General features: G+C 38.3%; 27 protein-coding genes and 4 tRNA genes. 17 read left to right on the top strand and 14 right to left on the bottom strand.

Annotation, left to right across the window (positions count from 1 at the left end):
• Positions 1-222 precede the first annotated feature (222 nt).
• The 10 genes from ACM46_RS23215 (at position 223) to ACM46_RS18500 (ending at position 4702) form a co-directional block, all read left to right on the top strand.
• A complete protein-coding gene (locus ACM46_RS23215; RefSeq protein WP_131707623.1) occupies positions 223-591 on the top strand; it encodes a hypothetical protein in 369 nt (122 codons plus the stop codon).
• A gap of 22 nt (positions 592-613) precedes the next feature.
• Positions 614-1201: an HAD-IB family hydrolase gene (locus ACM46_RS18540; RefSeq protein WP_048508166.1), complete on the top strand. Its 588-nt coding sequence runs from the start codon at positions 614-616 to the stop codon at positions 1199-1201.
• A 23-nt stretch (positions 1202-1224) separates the two neighbouring features.
• The gene (locus ACM46_RS18535) at positions 1225-1689 is read left to right on the top strand and encodes a hypothetical protein (protein ID WP_048508280.1); all 465 of its coding nucleotides are present in this window, start codon (positions 1225-1227) and stop codon (positions 1687-1689) included.
• A 2-nt stretch (positions 1690-1691) separates the two neighbouring features.
• On the top strand, positions 1692-2867 hold the full coding sequence (locus ACM46_RS18530; protein ID WP_048508165.1) for a cysteine desulfurase family protein: 1176 nt from the start codon (positions 1692-1694) through the stop codon (positions 2865-2867).
• Positions 2868-2952: 85 nt separating this feature from the next.
• Positions 2953-3270 carry a thioredoxin gene (gene trxA, locus ACM46_RS18525; RefSeq protein WP_027374941.1) on the top strand — a complete coding sequence of 106 codons (318 nt, stop codon included), beginning with the start codon at positions 2953-2955 and terminating at the stop codon, positions 3268-3270.
• A 132-nt stretch (positions 3271-3402) separates the two neighbouring features.
• Positions 3403-3476: transfer RNA gene (locus tag ACM46_RS18520), tRNA-Asp, on the top strand.
• Positions 3477-3510: 34 nt separating this feature from the next.
• Positions 3511-3584: transfer RNA gene (locus ACM46_RS18515), tRNA-Asp, on the top strand.
• A gap of 33 nt (positions 3585-3617) precedes the next feature.
• Positions 3618-3691 (top strand) — tRNA-Asp (locus ACM46_RS18510).
• Between the two features lie 32 nt (positions 3692-3723).
• Positions 3724-3797: transfer RNA gene (locus ACM46_RS18505), tRNA-Asp, on the top strand.
• A gap of 269 nt (positions 3798-4066) precedes the next feature.
• Complete coding sequence (locus ACM46_RS18500; protein ID WP_048508164.1) at positions 4067-4702, top strand: class I SAM-dependent methyltransferase; 636 nt, start codon at positions 4067-4069, stop codon at positions 4700-4702.
• A 355-nt stretch (positions 4703-5057) separates the two neighbouring features.
• Here the strand turns inward: ACM46_RS18500 and ACM46_RS18495 are convergent, their stop codons facing one another.
• Positions 5058-5285, bottom strand: coding sequence for a hypothetical protein (locus ACM46_RS18495; protein WP_131707622.1), 228 nt, complete (start codon positions 5283-5285; stop codon positions 5058-5060).
• A 159-nt stretch (positions 5286-5444) separates the two neighbouring features.
• Between ACM46_RS18495 and ACM46_RS18490 the strand changes: the two genes are divergently transcribed.
• On the top strand, positions 5445-6203 hold the full coding sequence (locus ACM46_RS18490; protein ID WP_048508162.1) for a response regulator transcription factor: 759 nt from the start codon (positions 5445-5447) through the stop codon (positions 6201-6203).
• Positions 6204-6331: 128 nt separating this feature from the next.
• Positions 6332-7354, top strand: a complete 1023-nt coding sequence (locus ACM46_RS18485; protein WP_241486054.1) for a L,D-transpeptidase — start codon at positions 6332-6334, stop codon at positions 7352-7354.
• Here ACM46_RS18485 and ACM46_RS18480 read toward each other — a convergent pair.
• From ACM46_RS18480 to ACM46_RS18470, 3 genes are all read right to left on the bottom strand, one after another.
• Positions 7347-7874, bottom strand: a complete 528-nt coding sequence (locus ACM46_RS18480) for a hypothetical protein (protein ID WP_048508160.1) — start codon at positions 7872-7874, stop codon at positions 7347-7349. The two genes, ACM46_RS18485 and ACM46_RS18480, sit on opposite strands and share 8 nt — an antisense overlap.
• A gap of 3 nt (positions 7875-7877) precedes the next feature.
• Positions 7878-9206, bottom strand: coding sequence for a retropepsin-like aspartic protease (locus ACM46_RS18475; protein WP_048508159.1), 1329 nt, complete (start codon positions 9204-9206; stop codon positions 7878-7880).
• 121 nt (positions 9207-9327) lie between these two features.
• The gene (locus ACM46_RS18470) at positions 9328-9966 is read right to left on the bottom strand and encodes an alpha/beta hydrolase (RefSeq protein WP_048508158.1); all 639 of its coding nucleotides are present in this window, start codon (positions 9964-9966) and stop codon (positions 9328-9330) included.
• A 225-nt stretch (positions 9967-10191) separates the two neighbouring features.
• Between ACM46_RS18470 and ACM46_RS18465 the strand changes: the two genes are divergently transcribed.
• Positions 10192-10611, top strand: a complete 420-nt coding sequence (locus ACM46_RS18465) for a hypothetical protein (protein WP_048508157.1) — start codon at positions 10192-10194, stop codon at positions 10609-10611.
• Positions 10612-10734: 123 nt separating this feature from the next.
• Here ACM46_RS18465 and ACM46_RS18460 read toward each other — a convergent pair whose 3' ends face one another.
• The 8 genes from ACM46_RS18460 to tyrS form a co-directional block, all read right to left on the bottom strand.
• Positions 10735-11859: an ABC transporter permease gene (locus tag ACM46_RS18460; protein WP_048508156.1), complete on the bottom strand. Its 1125-nt coding sequence runs from the start codon at positions 11857-11859 to the stop codon at positions 10735-10737.
• Positions 11856-12962, bottom strand: coding sequence for an ABC transporter permease (locus ACM46_RS18455; protein WP_048508155.1), 1107 nt, complete (start codon positions 12960-12962; stop codon positions 11856-11858). The genes ACM46_RS18460 and ACM46_RS18455 overlap by 4 nt, the downstream gene beginning before the upstream one ends.
• A 1-nt stretch (position 12963) precedes the next feature.
• Positions 12964-13707: an ABC transporter ATP-binding protein gene (locus ACM46_RS18450; RefSeq protein ID WP_083997456.1), complete on the bottom strand. Its 744-nt coding sequence runs from the start codon at positions 13705-13707 to the stop codon at positions 12964-12966.
• Positions 13697-14647, bottom strand: a complete 951-nt coding sequence (locus ACM46_RS18445) for an ABC transporter ATP-binding protein (protein ID WP_048508154.1) — start codon at positions 14645-14647, stop codon at positions 13697-13699. Before ACM46_RS18445 ends, ACM46_RS18450 begins: the two co-directional genes overlap by 11 nt.
• 14 nt (positions 14648-14661) lie before the next feature.
• Positions 14662-15594 carry an HlyD family secretion protein gene (locus ACM46_RS18440; protein WP_048508153.1) on the bottom strand — a complete coding sequence of 311 codons (933 nt, stop codon included), beginning with the start codon at positions 15592-15594 and terminating at the stop codon, positions 14662-14664.
• Positions 15595-15610: 16 nt separating this feature from the next.
• Complete coding sequence (locus tag ACM46_RS18435; RefSeq protein WP_048508152.1) at positions 15611-16813, bottom strand: TolC family protein; 1203 nt, start codon at positions 16811-16813, stop codon at positions 15611-15613.
• A gap of 125 nt (positions 16814-16938) precedes the next feature.
• Positions 16939-17571, bottom strand: coding sequence for a TetR/AcrR family transcriptional regulator (locus ACM46_RS18430; protein WP_048508151.1), 633 nt, complete (start codon positions 17569-17571; stop codon positions 16939-16941).
• A 258-nt stretch (positions 17572-17829) separates the two neighbouring features.
• Complete coding sequence (tyrS, locus tag ACM46_RS18425) at positions 17830-19125, bottom strand: tyrosine--tRNA ligase (protein WP_048508150.1); 1296 nt, start codon at positions 19123-19125, stop codon at positions 17830-17832.
• A gap of 139 nt (positions 19126-19264) precedes the next feature.
• On the opposite strand from tyrS, the gene ACM46_RS18420 reads away from it, so the two are divergent.
• Together ACM46_RS18420 and lipA are read left to right on the top strand one after the other, a co-directional pair.
• Positions 19265-19825 carry an RNA polymerase sigma factor gene (locus tag ACM46_RS18420; RefSeq protein WP_048508149.1) on the top strand — a complete coding sequence of 187 codons (561 nt, stop codon included), beginning with the start codon at positions 19265-19267 and terminating at the stop codon, positions 19823-19825.
• 222 nt (positions 19826-20047) lie between these two features.
• Positions 20048-20914 (top strand): lipoyl synthase, encoded by an 867-nt coding sequence (gene lipA, locus ACM46_RS18415; protein WP_047487538.1) that lies wholly within the window; start codon positions 20048-20050, stop codon positions 20912-20914.
• A gap of 233 nt (positions 20915-21147) precedes the next feature.
• On the opposite strand, the gene ACM46_RS18410 is transcribed toward lipA, so the two are convergent.
• On the bottom strand, positions 21148-22002 hold the full coding sequence (locus tag ACM46_RS18410; protein WP_048508148.1) for an AraC family transcriptional regulator: 855 nt from the start codon (positions 22000-22002) through the stop codon (positions 21148-21150).
• A 193-nt stretch (positions 22003-22195) separates the two neighbouring features.
• On the opposite strand from ACM46_RS18410, the gene ACM46_RS18405 reads away from it, so the two are divergent.
• Positions 22196-23398, top strand: a complete 1203-nt coding sequence (locus ACM46_RS18405) for an MFS transporter (protein ID WP_173426499.1) — start codon at positions 22196-22198, stop codon at positions 23396-23398.
• Between the two features lie 54 nt (positions 23399-23452).
• On the opposite strand, the gene ACM46_RS18400 is transcribed toward ACM46_RS18405, so the two are convergent.
• Positions 23453-23833, bottom strand: coding sequence for a SpoIIAA family protein (locus ACM46_RS18400; RefSeq protein WP_048508147.1), 381 nt, complete (start codon positions 23831-23833; stop codon positions 23453-23455).
• 115 nt (positions 23834-23948) lie between these two features.
• Here ACM46_RS18400 and ACM46_RS18395 point away from each other — a divergent pair, with 115 nt between their 5' ends.
• The gene (locus ACM46_RS18395) at positions 23949-25154 is read left to right on the top strand and encodes an NAD(P)/FAD-dependent oxidoreductase (RefSeq protein WP_048508146.1); all 1206 of its coding nucleotides are present in this window, start codon (positions 23949-23951) and stop codon (positions 25152-25154) included.
• The last annotated feature ends 1 nt before the right edge of the window (position 25155 follow it).

The following is a 25155-nucleotide window of genomic DNA, read 5'->3' as shown; positions in this document are numbered from 1 at the left end:
TATAAATCCAGTCCTTTTTCTATTAATCTTTTCATTTTCTTTATAGGATTTATTTTATTCAGCTTAATGATGGGTTTTACTTACAGCACGCTGGAACAAAATCCGGATGCAGATTCGAAAATGGCGGTTTATATTATTAATTCTATCTTTTTGCTGTTTGCGTCAGGCTCATTGTTTTATTTTCTAAAGACTCAGATCATTAAGATAACCCCGGATTATCTGATGGTTTCCTACCAGTTTTTACCTTTTTCAAGAAAGATTTTGCTTGAGGATATTGTGGGATTTAAACAGATCCCAAGACCTGTAAAGTATTCGAAAGGATTTGAAAAACAGACAACGGTTTATACTATTTTTGAAACATTCATTATTCTGAAAAACGGCAAAAAAATCAGAAACTATGCCTTAAACGATTTTGAATTGAAGGAGGTGAGAAAATTAATAGAAAAAATAAAACGAAAGGAATGTACGTTTGATGTTAAGACATTAACTGCTGCAGAATTTGTCTTTCAAAACTTACCGGTTACTTTATTCTTAATAATTTGCTTATTTTTGATTGCTGGATTATCAAATGCTTTAATAAATAACTTGTAAAACTACCCTAAGTCATAGATTTATGAAAAAATTGTATTGTTTTGATTTTGACGGGACCTTAACGTATAAAGATACCATGTTCATGTATCTTAAATTCTACGATTCTACAAAATTCCGGATACAATTTTTAAGACATGTCCCTCTTTTTATCCTGCTGAAACTCAAGCTTGCCGAAACAGAAAAGGTGAAGAAAAGCTTTATCGGATCTATTCTGAAAGGGCAGAGCCAGGAAAAAATTGAAATGAAGTCTAAGCAGTTTTTCGAGCATCATTATCCTAAGATCGTAAGAGAAAACGCCCTCGACTTTATAAAAAATATCGATAGAGATAATACACAGAGTTTATTGGTGACGGCCTCGCTGGATATCTGGGTAAAGCCCTTCGCCGAAGAATTGAAAATGCAGCTGATATCTACACGGGCAGAGTTTAAAAACGGTATTTTTACAGGAAATTTCATTGGGAAAAACTGCAATGGAAAAGAAAAACTGGTAAGGATAAAAGCCGAGATCCATGACTCTAAATACGATAAAATAATTGCTTTCGGAGATACTTCCGGAGACCGCCAGATGCTTAAATGGGCAAATGAAGGTCATTACCAATTTTTTCACTAATTTTGGGTGGTAAAAATGTAAAAATGAAAAGACTGCTTATTATAGGTACCGCCGTGTTAATGAGCTGTGCCGGGACGCCGTCTCAGACATCATCAGATATGCAGAAAAGTGGAGAACTTCTTGTTTCTGAAACACAGGGAGGCCCGGATACTGCAGGATTTGTGATCATCAAAAACGAACAGCAATTCCGTAACTCCATCAAAGGGAGTTTCGGTCTTATCGACCTCAAGAAAGAACCTTCTGTGAACTACCCGAAGTTTCCGAAAAACAAAAAAGTAGTTTTGTACAATATGGGGAATTTCAGATCGGGAAGTCATAGAGTGACAGCGATTAAAAGTGTATCTGTGAAAAATAATATACTGTATGTGGAAATTCCGGCTGAACCCTCCGGAGGTATGGAGATACAGGTACTTTCAAATCCCTGGTTTATCTTTACCGTTCCTTCAGACTATCAGTTTACATCCGTAGAATTAAAATATTCAAATTAAAAATGAACAAAATATATTTAGATAACGCTGCAACGACCCCTCTTTCAGAAGAAGTCATAGATGCAATGGTGAGCACCCTGAAAATGAATTTCGGAAACCCTTCTTCTACCCACAGTTTTGGTCAGGAAGCAAAGATCCAGATTGAAAATGTAAGAAGGCAGGTGGCAGACTATCTTCATGTAACCCCTGCGGAGATTATTTTCACTTCGTGCGGAACAGAATCGAACAATATGATCATTAAATCCAGTGTAGAACACCTGGGGATAGAAAGAATCATCAGTTCTCCACTGGAACATAAATGTGTTTCGGAAAGTATTCTGGATATGAAAAGCAGAAAAGGAGTAGAGGTAAATTACATCCGCCCGAACGAAAAAGGAGATATTGATCTTAATAAACTGGAAGAATTATTAAAAGCTTCAGATAAAAAAACACTGGTAAGCTTAATGCATGCCAACAACGAGATCGGAAATATTATCGATATCAAAAAAATAGCTGAACTGTGTAAAGAAAACAATGCTCTTTTCCACTCAGATACGGTACAGACTATGGCTCACATGGATCTGGATCTTTCCGATATCAAAGTAGATTTTGCTTCGTGCAGTGCCCATAAATTCCATGGTCCGAAAGGAGTAGGTTTTGCTTTTATCAGAAAGGCAACCGGAATGAAAGGGATTATTACAGGCGGACCTCAGGAAAGAAGCCTTAGAGCAGGAACTGAGAACGTAAGCGGTATCGTAGGTCTTGGAAAGGCACTGGAACTTTCTCTAAATCATATGGAGGAATATACCCGCCACATGCAGGAAGTGAAAGACTATGCTATAGAAAGACTTTTCGCTGCTATTCCGGGCATTAAATTCAACGGAAGGAGTGCAGAGAAGGAAAACAGTCTTTACACGGTTTTAAGTGCTTTATTGCCTTATAAAAACCCGCTGATCGGTCTTCAGCTGGATATGAAAGGAATTGCTATTTCCCAGGGCAGCGCATGTTCTTCGGGAGCTTCTAAGCCTTCAATGGTGATGATGATGGTTCTTTCTGAGGATGAAATGGATCATTGTACCCCATTGCGTATCTCATTCAGTCATATGACCACAAAAGAAGAGATAGATGCACTGGCAGAGGCTTTGATTGAAATTTCTAAAGATTTCGCTATAGAAAAAACAAATGTTGAGCATAGATAGTCTTATTGCTTAAAAATCGTAATTTTGATTATCCAATTAAGGATTGAAATAGGAATATAATATTAATTTAAATAAAAGAAACAAAATGGCTTTAGAAATTACGGACAGCTCATTTCAGGACACGGTTTTAAAATCAGATAAGCCGGTATTGGTAGACTTTTGGGCAGTATGGTGCGGACCATGCAGAACTTTAGGACCAATCATCGAAGAAGTAGCCTCAGATTTTGAAGGAAAAGCAGTGGTAGGAAAAGTGGATGTAGACAACAACCAGGAGATTTCTATGCAGTATGGCATCAGAAACATTCCTACAGTTCTGATTTTTAAGAACGGTGAAGTGGTTGATAAATTAGTAGGTGTGGCTCCAAAAGAGGTAATCGCTGAAAAATTAAGCGCACACTTGTAAAAAATAACTTTGATAATGAATGCCTTCCGCTTTTGGAAGGCTTTTTCTTTGTAAATAATTTGCAGGTAATAAAAAAAGTTGTAGTTTTGCAATCACAAAAAAGAAACAACGTTCTTTACAACAACAGAAAATGATCCGGTAGTTCAGCTGGTTAGAATGCCGCCCTGTCACGGCGGAGGTCGCGGGTTCGAGTCCCGTCCGGATCGCAAAAGTTTTTCAATTTACTTTTAAAAAAAATTAGATCCGGTAGTTCAGCTGGTTAGAATGCCGCCCTGTCACGGCGGAGGTCGCGGGTTCGAGTCCCGTCCGGATCGCAGAAGTTTTGTCAATTTCTTTTTAAAAAAATTGATCCGGTAGTTCAGCTGGTTAGAATGCCGCCCTGTCACGGCGGAGGTCGCGGGTTCGAGTCCCGTCCGGATCGCAGAAGTTTTGTCAATTTACTTTAAAAAAATTGATCCGGTAGTTCAGCTGGTTAGAATGCCGCCCTGTCACGGCGGAGGTCGCGGGTTCGAGTCCCGTCCGGATCGCAAGATATTTTTAAAATCCCTTCAATTATTTGGAGGGATTTTTTTTGTACTTATGATGAGGATTTTCGATTGATCTAAAATTAAGGATGGAGGGTTAGGTACAAAAGCTGTGGACTCAACAACAACTAAGTCTCTATAATGATGATCTTAATGTCATCACTTCTAAAGAGCATCAGGTAAGGAGCACAAAATCATTTTGCTTCCGGTAACCATTTTCGGAGCTGTTTTTTATATCGTATATTTATACTGATAACTAGCTGTTCAATACCATGGATAAATACACCGAAACATTTAATACCTGGAATTCCGTTGCCGGGCTTTATGCGGGCAAGTTTATGGACCTGGATCTATACGATGATACGTATGATGCTTTTGCAGCTGCAATTGCTAAAGAAGATGCCCGTATCCTGGAATTGGGTTGCGGTCCCGGCAATATAACCCGTTATCTGCTCAACAGGAATCCCAGCTGGCAGATCGAGGCGGTAGACATGGCCCCCAACATGATCGCATTAGCAGAAAAGCTCAATACCCGGGCCCGTTTCCGGGTGATGGATGTAAGGAATATCAGCATGATTGCTACTGCTGGAACCTATAACGGTATTATTTGTGGTTTCTGCATACCTTACCTTGACCAGGGAGAGGTAGAAAAACTGATCGGCGATGCGTATCGATTACTGGCACCGGGCGGAATCCTTTATTGTAGCTTTGAGGAAGGAGATTATGAACAATCCGGTTTTTTAACCGGAAGCAGTGGAGACCGTGTTTATTTTTATTATTATGCGGCGACAGAACTGGCAGAAATGATCAGGCATGGATCTTTCAGACTTACCGACACGTTCAGTAAAGCATATATCAACAATGACGAAAGCGTGGCCACACATGTAATCATGATTGCCCGCAAGTAGAAGTCCGGCCGGATTTCGGTATAAAATTTCAAACAGAGGACAAAGAAAATTTGCTCTATCTGATTAATCTGCGGGAAACCCTTACTTCTTAAAAACAAAAATTACTGTCAGGAAGACAGTAATATTTTGAGATCAGCTGATATGATGTTTCAATCAGTTTGTGGTTTTTTTTACTTCAGAAATTAATTCTGATTTTTAGCTGATCTTTAAAGGCTGCTTTAATTCGGCCGTTGTTATTTAATATTTTCAGTCTGAATTGCATCTCATGCAATGAGTTTGGGTTATTTACGATAAAAACTTCATGGTTGAAATCTACTTTAACGTGGACCGAATCTTTTACAGGCAGCTACTTTATTTATTTCATGGTTATTGTTGGCATATTTAAATTATTTTCCGGTGAAGAAACAGATAGAGTGACTTCAGGACTTTCTTTTAATGGGTTGGTAATTTTCACATTTTTATCCGCAGGAATTTCCCATTGATCACAATAGGAGGTTCTGTTTTTCGTGATTGGGAAAGAAGAAATATAAATAACCCAGGCTGTAAATAAAATAAACACGGTGTAAAAAGAAATATTTTTCATTTTTCGGGCCATTAAATTGTTTCTACGTACAGAATAAAGGTTATTTTTCGCAAAATTATACCACGTTGCTTTGATAACCACTACACTTTTGTGTAGATTTGTTTAAGGATGATCAATACTACACTTTAGGGTAGTTTTTTGAGATACTAAGGAATATATATGGAAGAAATAAATAAATTTTTTAACGATAAAAATCAGGTTCGCAGTGATGCGGATATAGACCGCAGCCAGGCTTCAGAATATCTTGAGGCGGTAAAAGCCTTTTCCAGACTCACTTATCAGAGTTTATATGTAATAGATTATCAGACCAGGGCTTTCGATTATGTGTCGGAAAATCCATTGTTTCTGTGCGGAAAATCTTCGGAAGAAGTAAAAGAACTGGGCTATGCTTTCTATTTTCAGAATGTAAAACCTGAAGACGTAGAGCTTTTAATTAAGATTAATGAAGCCGGATTCGAGTTCTACGAGAATATTCCCGTACACGAACGGAAGCTGTACAGCATTTCTTATGATTTTTCTCTTATTAACAGTAAGAAGAATAAGGTTCTTGTTAATCATAAGCTTACCCCTATGTTCCTCACCGAAGAAGGCCAGATCTGGAAAGCACTGTGCATTGTTTCGCTTTCCAATAACACATCTTCCGGGAATGTTGTAGTGAGCAGAGAAGGTTCGGAAGCGTTCTGGAAATATGATGTGGAAGCCAACCGATGGGAAAAAGAGGAAAAGATCAAGCTTTCCCAAAGAGAATACGAAATCCTGAGTCTGTATGCCAGCGGGCTGACGATCAATGAAATCTCAGATAAAATTTTTATTTCAGCGGATACCGTGAAATTTCACCGTAAAAAACTCTTCGATAAAATTGGAGTCAATAATATTGCAGAAGCTCTGGCTTTCGCTAAAACCAATAAGTTGTTGTAAACCAATAATCTTAATTACCGTTTTTTTACGGTATTTTTTACAAGGTCTTTTATGATTCAAATTTAGGTCTGATATTTGCAATGGGTAACCAAACTAAATGACCGATTTTATCTATGAAAAACATACCTGTGAAAAAAATATTTTTATACGCCTGTTTCTGTGCCGCAATGCTGGTTTCATGTAAGAAGGAGATTGAAAAAATAAGCGACACTTTTAAAGATACAGTTTCCTCATCGGAAACGCCGGAAGTAGAAAAAGATTCCATTAAGAAGGATTCTGTAGTGAAAAAAGAATCTGTTCCGCCTGCCATGCAGGAAAATGGTTTTTATAATGCCTTTGTTCTTCCGAAAGATAAAAAACTGAGAGATTCCGTATACGCGGAATTCAGTAAAAAATACAGCGAGAAGGAACGTTATGCCATTCTTGCTTTAAACAGGCTAGATTCTAAAAACAAATGGAATTCTGATACATTGGTGGTTCCCGCGAAAATAGATACTACACTGATGTCTTATTCGCCTTTTCCCATGCAGCTGGATGTCCTCAGCGGAGTGAAAAAATTCGTTATCTTTTCTTATCCTATACAGGCTTATGGAGTATATTCCAATGGAAGCCTTGTAAAATGGGGACCTACGAGTATGGGAAAAAAAGCAGCCCAAACCACGCGAGGACTTACTTTTGCCAACTGGAAAAAGAAACTGTCTATTTCTACGGTAAGCAGCGAATGGAAACTTCCTTATAATTTCAATATCCATAATATCGGAGGGATCGGATGGCATCAGTATGACCTTCCGGGATATCCTGCCTCACATTCCTGTCTGCGTCTGCTGATGAAAGATGCCCAATGGCTTTATTCTTATGCAGATACCTGGATCCTGAATCCGGGTGGAGCCACTACGAAAGCGAAAGGAACGCCGGTGATGGTATTCGGGGATTATAAATGGGGTGGTAGAAAACCGTGGAGAAAGCTTTTGGATGATCCTAATGCTAATAATATTTCAGTGGAGGAAATGACGAAGCTTCTGGAACCCAATGTTGAAAAAATGATCAGAGAACAGGACAACAGGGAGAAAGTGGCAGATTCCATTCGAATGGCTAAAGCGATGGCGCCTCCTGTCCAAAACGAAAAATCTGAAGAAGTTCCTGCTAATTAATTTTCTTTTCGAACTGTAAAGTAGATTCTTCAGCAAATCTTCTGAGCTTAAGCATTTCTTCTTTCCCTTTGTGTTGCCCGAATCTGGCAGCTGCATAGGTAAGCAGAATGAATAGCACCATAACAAATGAAGCGCTCAGGGCCCACGGGAACTCGGCGCTTTTTATCTGCTTTTCTACGTAATACATTGTAAAAAAGGTCATCCACAGTATAGAGAACGAAAAGTACAGAAACATGAAAAAGGTCCAAACGGCAGAACTGGGACCAAACACGCCCCGTATAGCTGTTTCGTCATCTTCAATTTCCACTCGTAAAGCAAGCCTGGGTTTCCAGTAGCTGTCATATTCAGTGGCTACCCAGATGGTGGCTACTTCTTTATTGATGTTTCCGGAAAATTCATCTTTATGGTTGGCAAGATATTCTTTTAAGTTCTCCGCATATTCTTCTTTGGTAAGATGGGTAAACATCTTGAATCTTGGGCGGGTTCTTATTTTATCTATGGTACTTTCTTCAGTTTTCATACTTTATTCTTGATACGGGATAGGGTCTTCTAATACAAAATGAAAGGTCATTTCCTTGTTTTTTCTCTGGATCACCATAGTAATGCTCCGTCCTTCTTCAGATTTCATCAGTTCCATAATTTTTTCCATGGTCATATCCGAGGTTTTACTTCCGTTGATGGTGATGATGCGGTCGTCTTTCAGCAATCCTACCTTAAATGCGGGTGAGTCTTTTCTTATTCCTGCAATTGAAAAAATAGGTTTTAAAAAGAATTTATACTGAAAATTATTATTGGCAGTAACTTCAGAACCGGTTTCAGATGTTTTTTTAGGCTCGATTTTCACTCGGTCTTCCTGCCATTCCAGTCCGTCCTGCTTAAAATCCAGTCCGCTCATATTAAAATGGAAAGGATCGTCGAAGTTTCTGTTCTTTTTCAGGTATAGCTTTCCTCCTGTATAATCGAAAATGATAGAGAATCTCCGCATTATTTCTCCTCCTACAGATCCTTTTCTGTCTTTTACGAGATTAACGTGCTGAATGGAATATTCGTCTGGCATCGCCGTAAGTGGCTTTTCAAATTTAAAATCATTAAGATAAAAATTATGGATCCGGCTTCTTTTACCATAAATATCCCCGTTGAATCCACGGCCAAGATAATCATCAATATTAGGTCTGTTATAGACAAAATCTTTGATGAGGGTAGGGAAGAGCCATATGGCATCACTGTTACCGAGGTCAATAAGCAGCTTTGAACTTTTCTTTTCGTTCGTCATTTCCACATCAGCAAAAATATAAGGTTTATCTTTTTCAATACTCATGGGCAATACATCAAATTTTCTTATTTTCTTTTTAAACTGTTCAGACTCATTGTCCTCATAAATGGTTATTTTTTTTGAAGAATAATCTATTGAAATCGGATGGTTCTTGAAGAAATGATAGCCAAGCACACCATTCACCGGAATTCCGATGTGGGATGAAATATTAAATTCTTCATCTATCACAATAAAAAGAAGCATGGACGGATTGATAATATGATCGCCTATCTTCGCCACATTGTTGGTAGATTTAAAACCGTCTATGCTTACATTCCCCCCCAGTCCTGAAAATTTTGCTTTTTCTACATTCAGAAATTTGATTTCTTTATTATCCAGACTGAAAAGAATGGTTTCCGCCACTCCCGTGTCCAGCATAAAAGTAAGTTCAGCTCCGTTAACATTGATGGGAATGAAGATAAGATTGTTGATAAGCTTAAAAGGGATCACTGCTTTTTTAGTATTGAGAAGCTCAAAAGAATTCTGGGCACTGAAAAAAATGCTGAAGAACAAGACCAGTAAAAAAAGCTTATGTTTCATTTACTGAATTTAGTGAAATAATCTCTATTATCAATGAAAAAACATTCCAAATGCAGGAATGTTTGTATAAATTACAACGGATTGTTGATGTAGATTGAATTTGTTTAAAATGAATGATTATTTATTTCGAAAAGAAATCCATCAGATCCATATAATTCTTCTGGTTAACGCCATGCCCGCTCATATATTCTCTGAATGTAAAATAGCAGCTCAGATCATACAGAAGGTCTGCCGCTTTTCTTCCCCATTCCAAAGGGATAACAGCATCGTCTGACCCGTGTGATACGAAAAAACGTAGCCTTTCCAGTTTCTTTTTATCTTTTACAATACCATCCAGAAGCTTTTCTTCGGGATAACTGCTCAAACAGGCTACATAATTGAACATATCCGGATGTTTTAAAGCCAGCGCATAGCATAATATACCACCCTGACTGAATCCGCACAAATGAACCTTTCCTTCGGTAACTCCATAATGATTAACTATTTTCAGAATGCTTTCCAGCGCTCCGTTCAGAGATTCTTTAGCCTGGGGAACATCAATAAAGTTATCAGGACTGTTAAAATCAATATCAAACCATGAATACCCCTCAAACTGGGTATCTCTAGGGGCTCTGAAACTTACGATAAGCCACTCGGCAGGAAGCGTTTCCCTGAAGCTGAAAAGATCCTGTTCATTACTGCCATAGCCATGAAGCATAAAAAGGACAGTGGTGTTGGGTGTAATATGTTCCGGTTCTCTTACTATATAATCTAAATTCATACAGCAAATATAATTAATAAATCATATTGTAATGTCTCCTAACAGTGAAGCTTTACTTTTACAAAGGATGGGGAGGGAAGTTAGGCTTAAAGACAGGTTCGCCGTGAAACAAGGCTTTTATTGATTTGATATTATTTGGAAATCTTTGTTGGAAATTTTTCATAAAAGTTATTTTTATATTAATAAAAAACTTATATTTGAAACATTAAAAATCTATTTGGAGAAATGAAGCAATTTTACAAATCAAAAAGTTTACTAAGACTTTCTTTTTTATTCGTTCTATTATTTTCTGTAATTACTGTGGTGAATTCTTGTAAAAAGGATGATGATGAAGAATTTGCAGATCACGTTGTTCAATTTGAAGTGAAAACTACTACCGGAGGAGTTATCAGAGCTATCGTAACACAGGTAGGTACTACTAAAACCGATATTTTCGATCCTGTAGGAACAACCTGGTCAAGTGGTGAGTTTTTCGTGAATTCAAGCCAGGCACAGCTTAATCTTGATGCGAAAGCAGACCTTCCTAACCCGGATTCGGAACTGGTGGTTAATCTTTGGATAGACGGAGAAATTGTAAGAACCAAAAAGATGGTTGGAGCAGGTCCTTTAGTAGCTTCTATTGATTACAGCTTCTTAGAATTGTAAGTTATAATTACTTAATATATAAAACCGCTTTCAAAGCGGTTTTTTTTATTTTAAAGCTGGCTTTCAATGTGTTTCCGTAAAGTCTTCCTGTTTCGGTTTCATACATGTTGTATTGCATGATCTCTAACTCGTTTTTCTGTAATTCCAAATGGCAAATCCGTTCAGTGCCAGGGCAAAAATGGCGAGATAGCCCAATTCATTTTTTACTTCGGCAAAACCGCTTCCTTTCAATACAATCAGCCTTACCACCTTTATAAAATGTGTTACCGGCGTAAACTCAGACATTGTTCTTGCCCAGTCCGGCATACTATCGGTGCTTGTAAAGAAACCACTCATCAGCATAAATATCATCATAAAGAAAAAAGCGATGAACATAGCCTGTAATTGGGTATCCGCAAAGGTGGAAATAAGCAGGCCCAAGCCTAGTAGCGCCACAAGATAAACTGCTGCAAATACGTAAAGAACCAACAGGCTGCCTGCAGGAAAAATGCCGTAAACGAGATACATGACTGTCAGCCCAATAGTGAACACAATCATGCCCACAATCCAAAAAGGGATGAGCTTACCCAAAATAAACTGCCATTTTTGAATAGGGGTTACATTAATTTGCTCAATAGTGCCTATTTCTTTCTCTTTAACAATATTCAACGCGGTAATAAAACCTCCAATCAGTGTAAGCAACAGTACCAAAATGCCAGGCACCATATAGTACTTGTATTCCGCTCTCGGATTATACCAGTTGGAACTTGCTACGGTGATTTTTGCATCAGGAGCTGTCATTGCTCCATTGGGCAGTTTTATATTGACATCAAGACTGCTGTTAAAATCCTTGATGACAGACGATAGATAAACACTGCCTAAGGAAGCTTTAGTCCCGTTAATGGCGTCAATGGAAAGATTGATCTTTTGGCTTCCCTCACGGATGAGATTTTTTTCAAAACCGGACGGAATTTCCAACACCAGATCGGCTTTACCATATTCAATCATTTCCAATCCTTCTTTGTAGGACTTTGGATTATCTGCCATCTTAAAATAACCTGATGATGCTATTTTGTTTTTAAGCTTTTGAGAGTATGTGCTATGGTCCTGATCAACATAGGCCACATTGACATTCTTCACCTCAAAATTGGCTGCCAATGGCATGATGATAAGCTGAACGGTTGGCATTACAAACATCATGGCCAGTATGGTCTTATCTCTGAATATCTGCCGGAATTCTTTTTGTAATATAAAACGCAATATTTTCATGATAATCTGATTTTAAACTTTCTTAATGTCAAGGTCAGTAAGCCGGTTGCCATTCCTGCCAAAATGAGCGTTTCTTTCCACACATAGCTAAAGCCAAGCCCTTTGAGCATGACCGCCTTTATAATGGTGTAATAATATTTTGAGGGTAAGATATAAGAAGCTATCTGAAAAGCTTTGGGCATATTTTCCAGAGGGAACATAAACCCTGTAAGCAACATGGTAGGCAACATCATCCCCATCATGGATATCATCATAGCCGTCTGTTGAGAATTGGTAAGGTTTGAAATCAATAGGCCTAAAGAAAGACAAGTAATGATAAACAGGATGCTTTCTGCAAAAATGAGCAAAAGGCTTCCCCTGATTTCCACATCAAGGAGGAATACAGAGAGCAATAAAATAATGATAAAATCAATGAGCGAAAGCACCAGATAAGGAACGGCTTTAGCAATCAATACCATGATAGGCTTAAAGGGGGATACCAATAAAATTTCCATGGTTCCCAATTCTTTTTCACGTACCACGGACACCGATGTAAGGGCGGTACTCACGATCATAAATATCAGTGCTATTACGCCGGGAATGAAGTTGAGCGAACCGTTTTGTTCCTCGTTGTATAACTGGCGCGTTTCAGTAATGATTTGGTAGGAAGGTTTTGCCGTGGGGTTAAGTTCCTGTTGGTAATTGCCGATAATAGCGTTCAGATAATTGGTTACCGTCGTTGCCGTATTAGGGTCGGAAGCATCCGCTATAACCTGAACCTGTGCTCCGCCTGTTTTATATAAGTCTGAACCGAAATTGGCCGGAAACAGGATGGCACATTTTATTTCACCCTCTTTAAAGCGCCGTTCAATTTCCTGATAGTTCAGGGCAGGTGGTTTGATTTGAAAATAGGAACTTGAATTTATTTTTGCGACAATCTGCTGAGATTGTAGATCACGGGCATTGTCCAGGACGGCAATACCAATATTTTTCACCTCGCTGCTCAATGCAAAACCAAAAAGTATGATTTGCGCAATGGGAAGCCCGAAGAGGATCAATAAAGTACGCCTATCCCTGAATACGTGATAAAATTCCTTTTTTATAAATGCAAATAGTTGTTTCATCTTAATCCGATTTTCTTTTCGCTCCTCTTGCCAATTGATAAAATACTTCGTCCATGGAATGGGTATTGAACTGATTTTTTAAATTGGTAGGGGTATCTAATGCTTCCACACGTCCGTCAACCATTACGCTGATACGGTTGCAATATTCGGCTTCATCCATATAATGTGTAGTGACAAATACCGTGATGCCATCTTCTGCTGCCTGATAAATCATATCCCAAAACTGCCTGCGGGTAATAGGGTCAACGCCTCCTGTAGGTTCATCCAAAAACACAATTTTCGGACGGTGGAAAATAGCTACTGAAAAAGCCAGTTTCTGTTTCCAGCCCAAAGGCAGTTCGCTGACGAGCTTTTTGGCCTCTTTTTCCAACCCAAGTGTGGTAATGAGTTCACTGCTTCGTGCTTTTATGTCGGGTCTTGATACGCCATATACACCACCATAAAACTCGATATTCTCTAATACGGTAAGGTTATCATACAGTGAAAATTTCTGGCTCATGTAGCCAATATTTTTTTTGATATTTTCCTGCTGTTTATATACATCGAAACCTGCTACTGTGGCCTGGCCGGATGTGGGATAGGAAAGCCCGCAGAGCATACGCATTGCCGTTGTTTTTCCGGCACCATTCGCTCCGAGAAAACCGAAAATTTCACCTTGCTCAACATCAAAGGAAATACCGTCAACGGCTTTGAAATCACCGAATTGTTTGGTTAATCCTTTACAGATAATTGCTTTATTTTCCATTGGCTTTTTCTTTTAATGCTTCATCATGGGTGTTCTCATTCATCAAACGGATAAAGCTGTCCTCAATAGTCGGTGTTACTACTTTTGTTTCAAGTCCTGAAACGTTTTGATCTCTCACAATTTGCATGACTGTCGAAGGATCTGTATCATCTGTTTTCAGTGTGAGGTGCAGGTATTCTCCAAATGCGTAGCAGCTTTCTACCTCGGTATTATTCCTCAAATTTTCCAGGAGCTTGTACATATTATCTGCTTTGGCAGCAAACAGCGTCTTTGGAAATCGTCTTATGATATGATCAGGCGTGTCTATGGACATAATAATACCATTCTGTATCAGCGCAATGCGGTCACATAAGGTGGCTTCGTCCATGTACGGGGTAGAAACAACAATGGTAATACCTTGTTTTTTCAGTTTGTCGAGCATTTCCCAAAACTCTTTTCTTGAAACCACATCTACTCCTGTGGTGGGTTCGTCCAGAAACAAAACTTCAGGCTTATGGATTAAGGCGCAGCACAAGGCCAGTTTCTGTTTCATACCTCCTGAAAGTTTACCGGCCCTGCGGTCGCTAAAAGGTTTAATCTGTTCGTAAATGTCTTTAATGAGGTCATAATTTTCTTCAATGGTTGTCCCGAATATTGTTGCAAAAAAAGTCAGGTTTTCTTTTACCGTTAAATCCTGATACAGCGAAAACCGACCCGGCATATAGCCAACCCTGTTACGGATTTCCCTGTAATCGTTGACCACATCGAAATTTTCTACCGTCGCAGTTCCGCTATCGGCAAGTAATAGGGTGGTAAGAATACGGAATATAGACGTTTTCCCCGCTCCATCGGGACCAATTAGTCCGAACAATTCGCCCTTTTGCACATCAAAAGAAATATCGTTTACAGCCTTTACACCTCCGTAGGTTTTGACTATATTTTTTACACTTACTGAACTCATTTTTTAGTTGTTGACTATTTAAACAAAACCTCCCCGTACATTCCTATTTTCAGATAGCCGTCATTCTTTACATGTACTTTAATGGCGTAAACGAGATTGGCTCTTTCGTCTTTGGTTTGAATGGTTTTGGGTGAAAATTCCGATTTATCGGAAATCCAGGTGATGGAACCTTTGTATTCTTTATAGCCGTCTTTACCGTTATCAATCCTTACCGTTACCTTTTGCCCTATTTTAACTTGCGGAAGCTGCGTTCCAGTAATGTAGGCTCTCAAATCAAGCGTTTCTGTATTGGCTATTTTATAAAGTGGCTTGCCCACAGTCTGCATTTCGCCTTGCAGGGCATAATTGGTCAATACCGTTCCGTTAATAGGATTAATGATTTGTCCTCTGTTTATTTGTTCCTGAAACTGTGCTGCAGCTTTCTCCATTGGGGCTTTTTCACTTAATATGCTGCGGTTTTGGGTATCGGTGTTATAGGTGTTTAGCTTCAGTTGCTGTTCCGTTACTGCAATCTGCTTTTGTAACTGGTCTATCGAGGAATTAATGTCGTCCAGTTGTTTACGTGTGGCCGCATCAGCCTTTACCAGATTTTCGGTTCGTGTCTTTTCGCGTAACTGCTGGGATAACTGTGATTTTTGCACATCAAGCTGACGGCGTACCAATTCCGTCTGATCATTGGTTGTCAACGTTTTCTCACTCAAAGCGTTTATACTGGCTTCGGTCTGCTGTTTTTGAAGCTCTACGATTTTAACGTCAATCCGCCCAATGTTATCTCCGGCTTTGAGTGGGTTGCCTTCTTTTACAGCATAAGAAAGCAATACACCGCTTTGCTGTGCCGATACGATGACTTCATCCGCCTCGAAATTTCCCGAAGCATCGAAATCATTCTTCTGTGTACAGGCACTGAATAACAATGCCGCTGAAATAAATACTATTATCTGTTTCATTTTCTTACGTTTATTATTAATTGCCTGATTTGAACTTTACATTATACTGTGCCTGTAATAACTGTATTTGATGAAGAATAAGGTTTTGCTTTGCCGCATTTTCGTTATTGATTTTTTGGATGTATTCGTGGGTGGTAATGACGCCGTTTGCCAGCTGTGCAGAAGCCGATTGGGTAACTGCTTCCCTTAATGCAATGGTCTTTTCGTCCTGTCCCATCATTTCTGTATATTTTCGTACATTTTCATCCTGTTGGGCAATGTCCATTTTCACATTGCGTATAAAGGTTTCCCTGTCGGCATCGGCAGTTTGGCTGTTCAGATCATACATGGCCCGTTGGTTTTTTATAGTATAAAGGCTTCCAAGCGACCAGTTCAGACGTATACCTGTAATATACCACGCTCCAAAGTCATTAGAAACGGGATTAAGCGTAGGTCTTCCGTAAGCCCCTTGAAAAAAGGCTTTGAATGTGGGCAGATAGCTTGATCTCAGTTGTTTTGTCTGTGTCTCATACATGCTTTTCTGCAAATCGAAGGTTTTCAACTCCGGTCGGTTGATGGTTTCTGATAACAGCACAGGTTCGGGTTTTACCAATTCTGAAGAAGATGCCACTTCCTTACCGATAAAAATGGAAAGCATTTTTAAGAAAGCCGAACGGTTCCCCTGATAATCAATGTTTGTAGATTTGGTATTCTCAATTTCGGCTTTGATTTCGTTTACGTCGCTTGCATAAGCCGTTCCGTATTTGTATGCCGCCTCTGTCTTGTCTAATTGGGTTTGTAAGTTGTCTATTTTCAGGGTGTTGAGTTCCAATTGTGCATCCAGTAAGAAGATAGAAAAGAAAATGGAATTGATGCGGTCGTTTATTGCATACAGTTCCACTTCAACGTTCTGTTTCTGTAATTGTGCATTGGCTTTGGTGATCTCATTTTGGAAACGGGTATTTCCACCATCAAACAGCATTTGCTCCACCTCGCCCTGTATCCTGTACTGGTCTTTGCTGAAAGTGGGGAAGTCTACCCCCAAAGGAGATGAACTTCCTCCGAGCAGTTCGGCATAATTGACGACCTGTGATTGATAGGTTGCCTGTCCCGAAATGTTGAATTGAGGTAGAAACTTTTTGTTGGCATTCCTGATCGTATAGTCGGCAGACTTTGCTACTAAATCTATTTTTTTAACTGCAGGATAATTTTCTTTTGCCAGACGGTAACATTCCTCCAACGTTAACGATTGGCCTTGGACATAGCCAAATGTCAAAAGCCAACAACTTATTATAGAAATGAATTTTTTAATCATCTTATTTATTTTTTTATTTTAATCATTTGATTAATTTATAGGTAAAAAAATTATGATGCTTTCATCATTGCTTTTATCCACTTAGGTATAAGTGTTTTTCTTTCCTGCATATATTGATGGAAATCCTGATCCTGCATATTGCCAATTATTTTCAGCATAGGGCTTGCTACAAACGGGAAAACAATTAACCCGATTAAGTTCATCAGAAAATGCAAGGGATTGGGTTCTTTTATCTTTCCGTCCGCTACTGCCTTCTGGTGCTGCTTAAAAAATACTGAATGAGTTATTATCTGTTTTACAGGCAGTCTTTCTATTAGAATAGCCGGATTGTTTCTAACTTCGCTTAAAATAAAAACGGGTACTTCAGGTTCTTCCAATAACAGGTCTATATAATTGGCGGCAACCAGCTCTACTTTCTTATCTAAAGTTGTTTTTTCATTGTTTAATATGACAAACATTTTCTGAACAAAGCCCGATAAGGTTTCGGTCATGATGATATTGAACAGTTTTTCCTTACTTCTGAAATAATAATTAAGCAAAGCTAGATTGATTCCCGCTTCTTCAGCTATATCCCTTGTCCGGGTTGCTGCATAGCCTTTCTTATGGAATACCACACGGGCTGCTTCCTTTATTTTCTCTTCCGTAGATATATCCAGCTTCTTTACTTCTTTCGTTTTCGCCATTTTAGATTGAAATTATTTCTGACAACAAATATATAAATCAAATTCTAATTTATCCAAATGTTTTAATCAAATGATTGAATTTTTTGATTTAAAAATAGAACTGTGTCAAAAAATTATTTGATAAACAGGAGCAGATATATGATCATAAACAAAATACAAATGTGAAAGACCGAATGGAACTGAGAAGCAATATTGAGTAAACCAAAACAAAAAAGACTGTATAAAACAGCCTTTTGATATAATTGTAGAATTTAATTCTTAGATAACTTTTACAATAAAATAGCTTTTCTTACCCTTTTGAAGCAAAAGAAATGTACTGTCAATAAGATCACTTTCGTTCGCTGTATAAGTATCATTTACTTTATTCTTGTTCACAGAGATTGCATTTCCCTTGATTTCTCTCTGAGCCTCGCTTTTGGATTTTAAGAACCCTGATTTTTCGGAAAGAAGATCAATAATGGATACGCCCAGTACATCAGCTTTCGGAAGCTCTTTCTGTGGAACTCCGTCAAAAACTTCAAGGAAAATTTCTTCGTCCAGACTTACCAGATCTTCAGCCGTGGAACGTCCGAAAAGAATTTCTGAAGCTTTCAGTGCTTTTTGATATTCTTCTATGCCGTGTACCCATACCGTAACTTCCTCTGCCAGTCTCTTTTGTAGCTTTCTTTCGTGAGGAGCGGTTTTATGTTCTTCAATTAAAGCGTCAATTTCTTCTTTTCCGATGAATGTGTAGAACTTGATAAACCTTTCAGCATCATCATCTGTAGCATTCAGCCAGAACTGGTAGAATTTATAAGGAGATGTTTTCTTTTTATCCAGCCAGTAATTTTCTCCGCTTTCAGACTTACCGAATTTAGAACCGTCTGCTTTCGTAATTAAAGGAACCGTTAATGCAAATGCTTCTCCCTGTACCTTTCTGCGGATCAGTTCTGTCCCTGTAGTGATATTTCCCCACTGATCAGAACCTCCCATCTGAAGTTTCACATTATTATTTTGATACAGGTGAAGGAAATCATATCCCTGAATAAGCTGGTAGGTAAATTCCGTAAAACTCATCCCTTCAGCACTTCCGTCGCCCGAAAATCTCTTCTTCACGGAATCCTTCGCCATCATATAATTTACAGTAATATTTTTTCCTACGTTTTTAGCAAAATCAAGGAAAGAAATATTCTTCATCCAGTCGTAGTTATTCACCAGCTCAGCCTTGTTAGGCCCGTTTCCGTCAAAATCAAGGAATTTTGAAAGCTGATTTTTTAAACAGTCAACATAGTGAAGCAGGGTCGCTTCATCCAGCAGATTTCTTTCGGCAGATTTTCCTGAAGGATCACCAATCATCCCTGTAGCTCCTCCTACCAAAGCAATGGGTTTATGCCCGTGCTGTTGAAAGTGAGCTAAAATTTTGATCTGAATAAGACTTCCGATATGTAAAGAATCAGCAGTCGGGTCGAAACCAATATAAGCAGTAGTTACCTCTTTATTCAGTTGTTCATCGGTTCCGGGCATCATATCAGCAAAAAGACCACGCCATTTCAGTTCTTCTATAAAGGAATTCATCTATACTTTTCTTTAAAATTTTATGGTGCAAAGATAGTAAATTCAGGAGTATGAAGGGTAAAAAGGCGGAAGGGCTGTAAGGCAAATGGGCAAAATTACCTTTTTGCAATTTCACCCAAATCATTTATATTTGTTATTAATGAACGACGAACAGCTATTTCTGCTTATTCAAAAGGCAAAAGAAAAGGATCAGAAAGCCCAGACCAAACTCATCAATGTTTTTTGGGTGGATGTTTTTTCTTTTGTAATGAAGAAAGTAAGAGATGAAAATGATGCAGATGAAATCACGGTGAATGTTTTTTCAAAAGTCCTGTCAAAACTGGATATGTTTGATCCGCATTTTCAGTTTAAAACTTGGGTATTAACCATCGCCCAAAATACGGTCATTGATTTCTGGAGAAAAAGGAGTCGTGAAAATCAGGATCCAACTGAAAATCTGGATGAAGTTAAAAACCAGTTTGCAAAATCTCCGGAAGAGCTGATGATCTCTAATGAAGAACAGAAAAAGATCATCAAAACCATCGAATCTCTGGATGCCAATTATCAGGATATTATCAAATTAAGATTTTTTGAAGAAAAAAGCATCAAAGAAATCGCAGAGGAACTTGGAATTTCCGTGGCGAATACAAAAGTAAGGGTTATGCGTGCCAAGAAAGTTCTTGCAGAGCTGCTTAAAAATAATGAGTTTGATGAAGATTAAATAAAAGTTGATGCAAATTTATTTACTCATTAAACTTAAAGCAAAGCTCACCTGAACGATCTTCAAAACTTAATAAACCCTTAACAGTTCAAAATTTTCCCAACTCACTTTTAATTTTAACTCCCTCAAACTACAACAGTATTTCGAATTATCTGTTCCATCAATTTTTCCATTAGATGGTTTCCATTAAAAATTCCTTAACTTTGAACTTCAATTTTAGAAATGGAAAATTTAGTTCAAGATACTACCGTTCAAAAACCAAAGTGGATTCGTGTAAAACTTCCTACCGGAAAGAACTACAGAGAGCTTAGAACTTTGGTCGACAAATATAAATTAAATACCATATGCCAGAGCGGAAGCTGTCCGAATATGGGAGAATGCTGGGGAGAAGGAACGGCAACGTTCATGATCTTAGGAAATATCTGTACCAGAAGCTGCGGATTCTGCGGTGTAAAAACAGGAAAACCGCTTGATGTAAATTGGGATGAACCGGAAAAAGTGGCCCGTTCCATTAAATTAATGAAAATCAAGCATGCTGTTCTTACTTCTGTAGACCGTGATGATCTGAAAGATATGGGTTCCATTCTTTGGGGTGAAACTGTAAATGCTGTTAGAAGAATTTCTCCGGGAACTACTATGGAAACCCTTATTCCTGATTTTCAAGGGCTGACCAAGCATCTTGACAGACTGGTAGACGTAGCTCCTGAAGTGATTTCTCACAATATGGAAACCGTAAAACGTCTTACGAGAGAAGTAAGAATTCAGGCTAAATATGAAAGAAGCTTAGAAGTACTGAGGTACTTAAAAGAAGCAGGCCAGAGAAGAACAAAAACCGGAGTAATGCTTGGGTTGGGGGAAACCAGAGATGAGGTTTTCCAAACCATTGAAGATATCAGAAATGCCAATGTAGACGTCATTACACTTGGGCAGTATCTGCAGCCTACCAAAAAACATTTACCGGTAAAAAAATTCATCACACCGGAAGAGTTTGATGAGTTTGGAGATTTTGCAAGAAGTTTAGGATTCAGACATGTAGAAAGTTCACCGTTGGTGAGAAGTTCTTACCACGCTGAAAAGCATATACACTAAAAAAACAGAGCCGCTTCATTCGAAGCGGCTCTGTTTTTTTAGATTAAAAGATTTAATGATTTAATGATTTAATGATTTAATGATTTAATGATTTAATGGATCTTATTAAAATTCAATAGGGGCGGGCTTTAGCCCGCTTTCGCCTTTGTTTTTAAGATCAATGGATTTTTGGCTTTAGCCAAAACATAATAAAAAGGGAGAAATATTTAAAAATTTATCCCAAAAAATTAATTTCATACTTCAATATTCTTCAAATATTTTTTTCTGAATTCCGATGGTGTTTCACCCGTATGCTGCTTAAATAGTTTATTAAAATAAGAAAGACTTTCAAATCCTACCTGAAAACAAACCTCGGTCACAGAATAATCCTTCAGCAGAAATATCTTTGCCTGATTGATTCTGTAGTTGTTAACGAAATCGGTAAACGTCATATTCGTCTGCTTTTTAAAATACCGGCAGAAAGCAGGAGTACTCAGACTGACTATCTTTGCAATTTCATTGACATTGGGCTTTTTGTCATAATTTTCGTGGATATAATCATAAATAGTTCCCATTCTGATTTTGTCATTCAGAAACCATTTGATTCTTGTATCTTCTTTGTTGAGTTCCTTTACTTCGTCTGAAGCAGAAAGGGTTTGCAGGATTTCAATCAGTCCCATTAAAGAATCGAAAGCATTTTTATCTTTCATTTCATGAAGCTTTTCAACCACTTTTTTCTTTGTCTCTCCCGAGAATGAAAGCCCCAAATAGGATTTTTCAAGAAGCTTTTTGATAGGGTCAAACTCAGGAACAGGAAAAATTATCTCCAGAAGAAAACTTTCTCTCATCTGAAGAACCAGCTGCCTGCATTCTGTCTGAATTCCATAATCAAAATTCAGATGGGGAACATTGGAACCGATCAGCAGAAGATCACTTTCCGAGAAACCGGAGATATCTCTTCCTACATGGCGGATTCCGTTGACAGCTTCTACATATACCAACTCTATTTCAGGATGGTAATGCCAGAAAAAACAGTTTTTCAAAGAGGGTGAGAAAAGTTTAAAAGACTTTCCGTTTTCAAACTCTATGATTTCTTTCTGGATCTTCATTTTGTTCTATTTTAATTAATTATGATTTTAAAATTACATAAAAAGGTTAATATAGAGCAAATTTTTATCATTTCAGGAGAAGTGAAAACCAATATTTCTTGCGAATTTTGCCCTTTCAAAATAAAGAGGGCAACTTATTTTTGTTTTGAAGTGAAAACTGTTTACAATTAACTCTCAAAAGAGCTTACAGACGATGAAGATTGATAAAAGAATAATACCGCTGGCTATAGGCGGTCTGGGAATCGGGACTACCGAGTTTACCGTGATGGGATTGCTTCCGGATATAGCCCATACTTTAAAAATTAGTATTCCTGAGGCAGGACACCTTATTTCCGCTTACGCTATGGGAGTAGTAATCGGAGCTCCGATTCTGATCGGGTATTCTGTGAAATTTCCCCCTAAAAAGGTATTGATGGTTTTAATGATCCTCTTCACCTTATTCAACGGACTTTCCGCAATAGCTCCCGATTATACAAGTATGCTTATCATCAGATTTATGTCCGGACTTCCTCATGGAGCATTTTTCGGAGTAGGAACTGTGGTGGCTTCCCGAATGGCCGGAAAAGGGAAGGAGGCACTTTATATCTCTCTGATGTTTACGGGACTTACTGTAGCCAATTTACTTATGGTTCCGCTGGTTACCTATATCGGGCATACCTATCACTGGAAACTTTACTTTGCCATTGTAGCACTGATTGGTCTTTTTGCTATTCTGTTCCTCAAATTATGGCTTCCGGCAATAGAATCCAATCAGGATACCCATTTTCTGGAAGAACTCAAATTCCTTAAGAATAAGCAGTCATGGCTGGTTTTGGGAATTACAGCGATTGGGTTTGGAGGGCTCTTCACCTGGTTTAGCTATATTACTCCTTTAATGACCATTGTTGCAGGCATTCAAAGCAATCAGATGGCTTATGTAATGATTCTGGCCGGTGCCGGAATGGTAGTGGGTAATCTTGCCGGAGGGTTTGTTTCCGACAGGCTTGGACCTGAAAAAACATGTGTATTATTGATTTTTCTGATGATGATTTCTCTTGCGGGTGTATTTTTCTTTGCAGAACATCAGAATACGGCACTTATCCTGACATTTGTATGTGGAGCTTTATCCATGTCGGTGGCTGCCCCAATTAATATTATGATGATGAAGGCTGCTCCTAAAAGTGAAATGATGGCTGCTGCGTTTATGCAGGCTGCTTTTAATATTGCGAATGCAATGGGAGCTTTTTTAGGCGGAATTCCTTTAGAATACGGACTTTCCTTTAAATATCCTTCGCTGGTAGGAGTGGGAATGACGTTCATTGGGCTGGCCATAAGCTTGAGATACAGGTATCTGTACGGTAAAGAAAATCCCGATAATGAAGATGCTTCAATAGAATGTGTACCTTGTGATAAATAGTTAAAAGGCGAAAGGGTAAAAAAACAAATTTGCCCTTTCGCTTTTTTACCTTTATTAAACTTCTACCTCATTACCATTTTTACACCAGTAAAGGGCATTGTATAGGTTTTCTTTAGGAAAAGATTTAAATTCCCCGGGCATCAGAACACTGAATATATCGGTGAAATTCTGTACACCTTCTTGGTCTGTAACTATCGCTGTACGGTTCCATTTGGTAAGGTTTTTTAATCCTAACAGTACATCTTCAAGCCATGCACCCATCGTAAAATTATCCAGATCTGTATCTAAATACAATAAGTAATTCAGCTCGCCAAACTGCTCTACCTTTTCTTTTACATGAGGAATTACAAGATTTTCAAAATCTTCTTTAGTGATTTCTCCGGTTGCATTAAATGCAGCAACATTTTCCGGAGCTTCTGGAATAATCGTTATCATAATAATTATTTTTGGATGGTTGGATTTTAAACGGGGTACAATAATTGCACCATAATTTGAAAAATAATAGTTAAAATACTTATAATTATTACTGTTTTTAACATAAAACTCAATTATGGATTTAAAATCAAACGAACCTTTCTGGCTTTTAAAAAACGGGCTTACAGCTTCCTATCCTTCGTTAAAATCAAATGAAAACTGTGATGTGTTGATCATAGGCGGCGGTATTACCGGAAGCCTTGTTGCCCATCAGATGATAAGTGACGGGTATAAAACCATTTTAATTGATCAACGTGAGATCTGCAACGGAAGCACTTCAGCCACCACTTCCATGCTGCAGTACGAAATAGATGTTCCGCTTTTTGAACTGACAGAAAAAATAGGCAAAAAAGGCGCTTATGAAAGCTATAAAGCCTGTTCGGATGCCATAGATACCCTTGAGGAAATTTCAAAACAGATCCGTTCGGATGCAGGATTTAAACGTAAAAAATCTCTGTATTTCGCTTCCCGGAAAAAAGATGTAAGCTGGCTTAAAGAAGAATATAAAGCAAGAAAAGAGGCCGGTTTTGAAGTAAAATGGCTCGAGCCGAGACAGATTCTGAAAGAATTCGGATTTGAAAATACATACGGTGGGATTTTATCCGGACAAGGCGCCAGTGTAGATGCTTTTAAACTGGCCCATGAATTATTCGAATATAATACGAAGAAGGGATTGAAAATATTCGATAAAACTGCAATGAAAACTGTAGAATTTCACAAAGGTTTTAATCTGGTCACTGTAGACAGCGGCTTTCAGATTAAAGCAAAAAAAGTGATTTACTGTATCGGATATGAAAGTAAAAATTTACTCAAAGAAAACTTTGTAGATTTAAAAAGTACCTATGCCATTGTTTCGGAAATAGATGAGAAGCCATTGAAAAATATGAGCAACTTACTGGTTTGGAATACGGCTGATCCTTATCTCTATATGAGAACTACAGACGATGGCAGGCTTTTGATTGGCGGGGGAGACGAAGATTTCTATGATGCAGAAAAAAGAGATGCCCTTCTGAATAAAAAGGAAAAAGAAATTCTGAGAAATCTGAAAAAAATAAAACCCGGTGAGCGTTTCTACACCGATTTCGTCTGGGCAGGAACTTTCGGAGAAACCAAAGACGGGCTGCCTTATATCGGCGAACATAAAAAGTTTAAAAACTCTTATTTTGTACTGGGGTTCGGAGGAAACGGGATCACTTTTTCGGTGGCAGGAATGGAGATGACCTCTCTGTTTATGAAAAATAAAAAACACCCGCTGTCCCGGTATTTTAAATTCGGACGATGAA

The organism is Chryseobacterium angstadtii (assembly GCF_001045465.1).
Classification (GTDB): domain Bacteria; phylum Bacteroidota; class Bacteroidia; order Flavobacteriales; family Weeksellaceae; genus Chryseobacterium; species Chryseobacterium angstadtii.
This window is presented reverse-complemented; position numbering and strand designations above follow the sequence as displayed.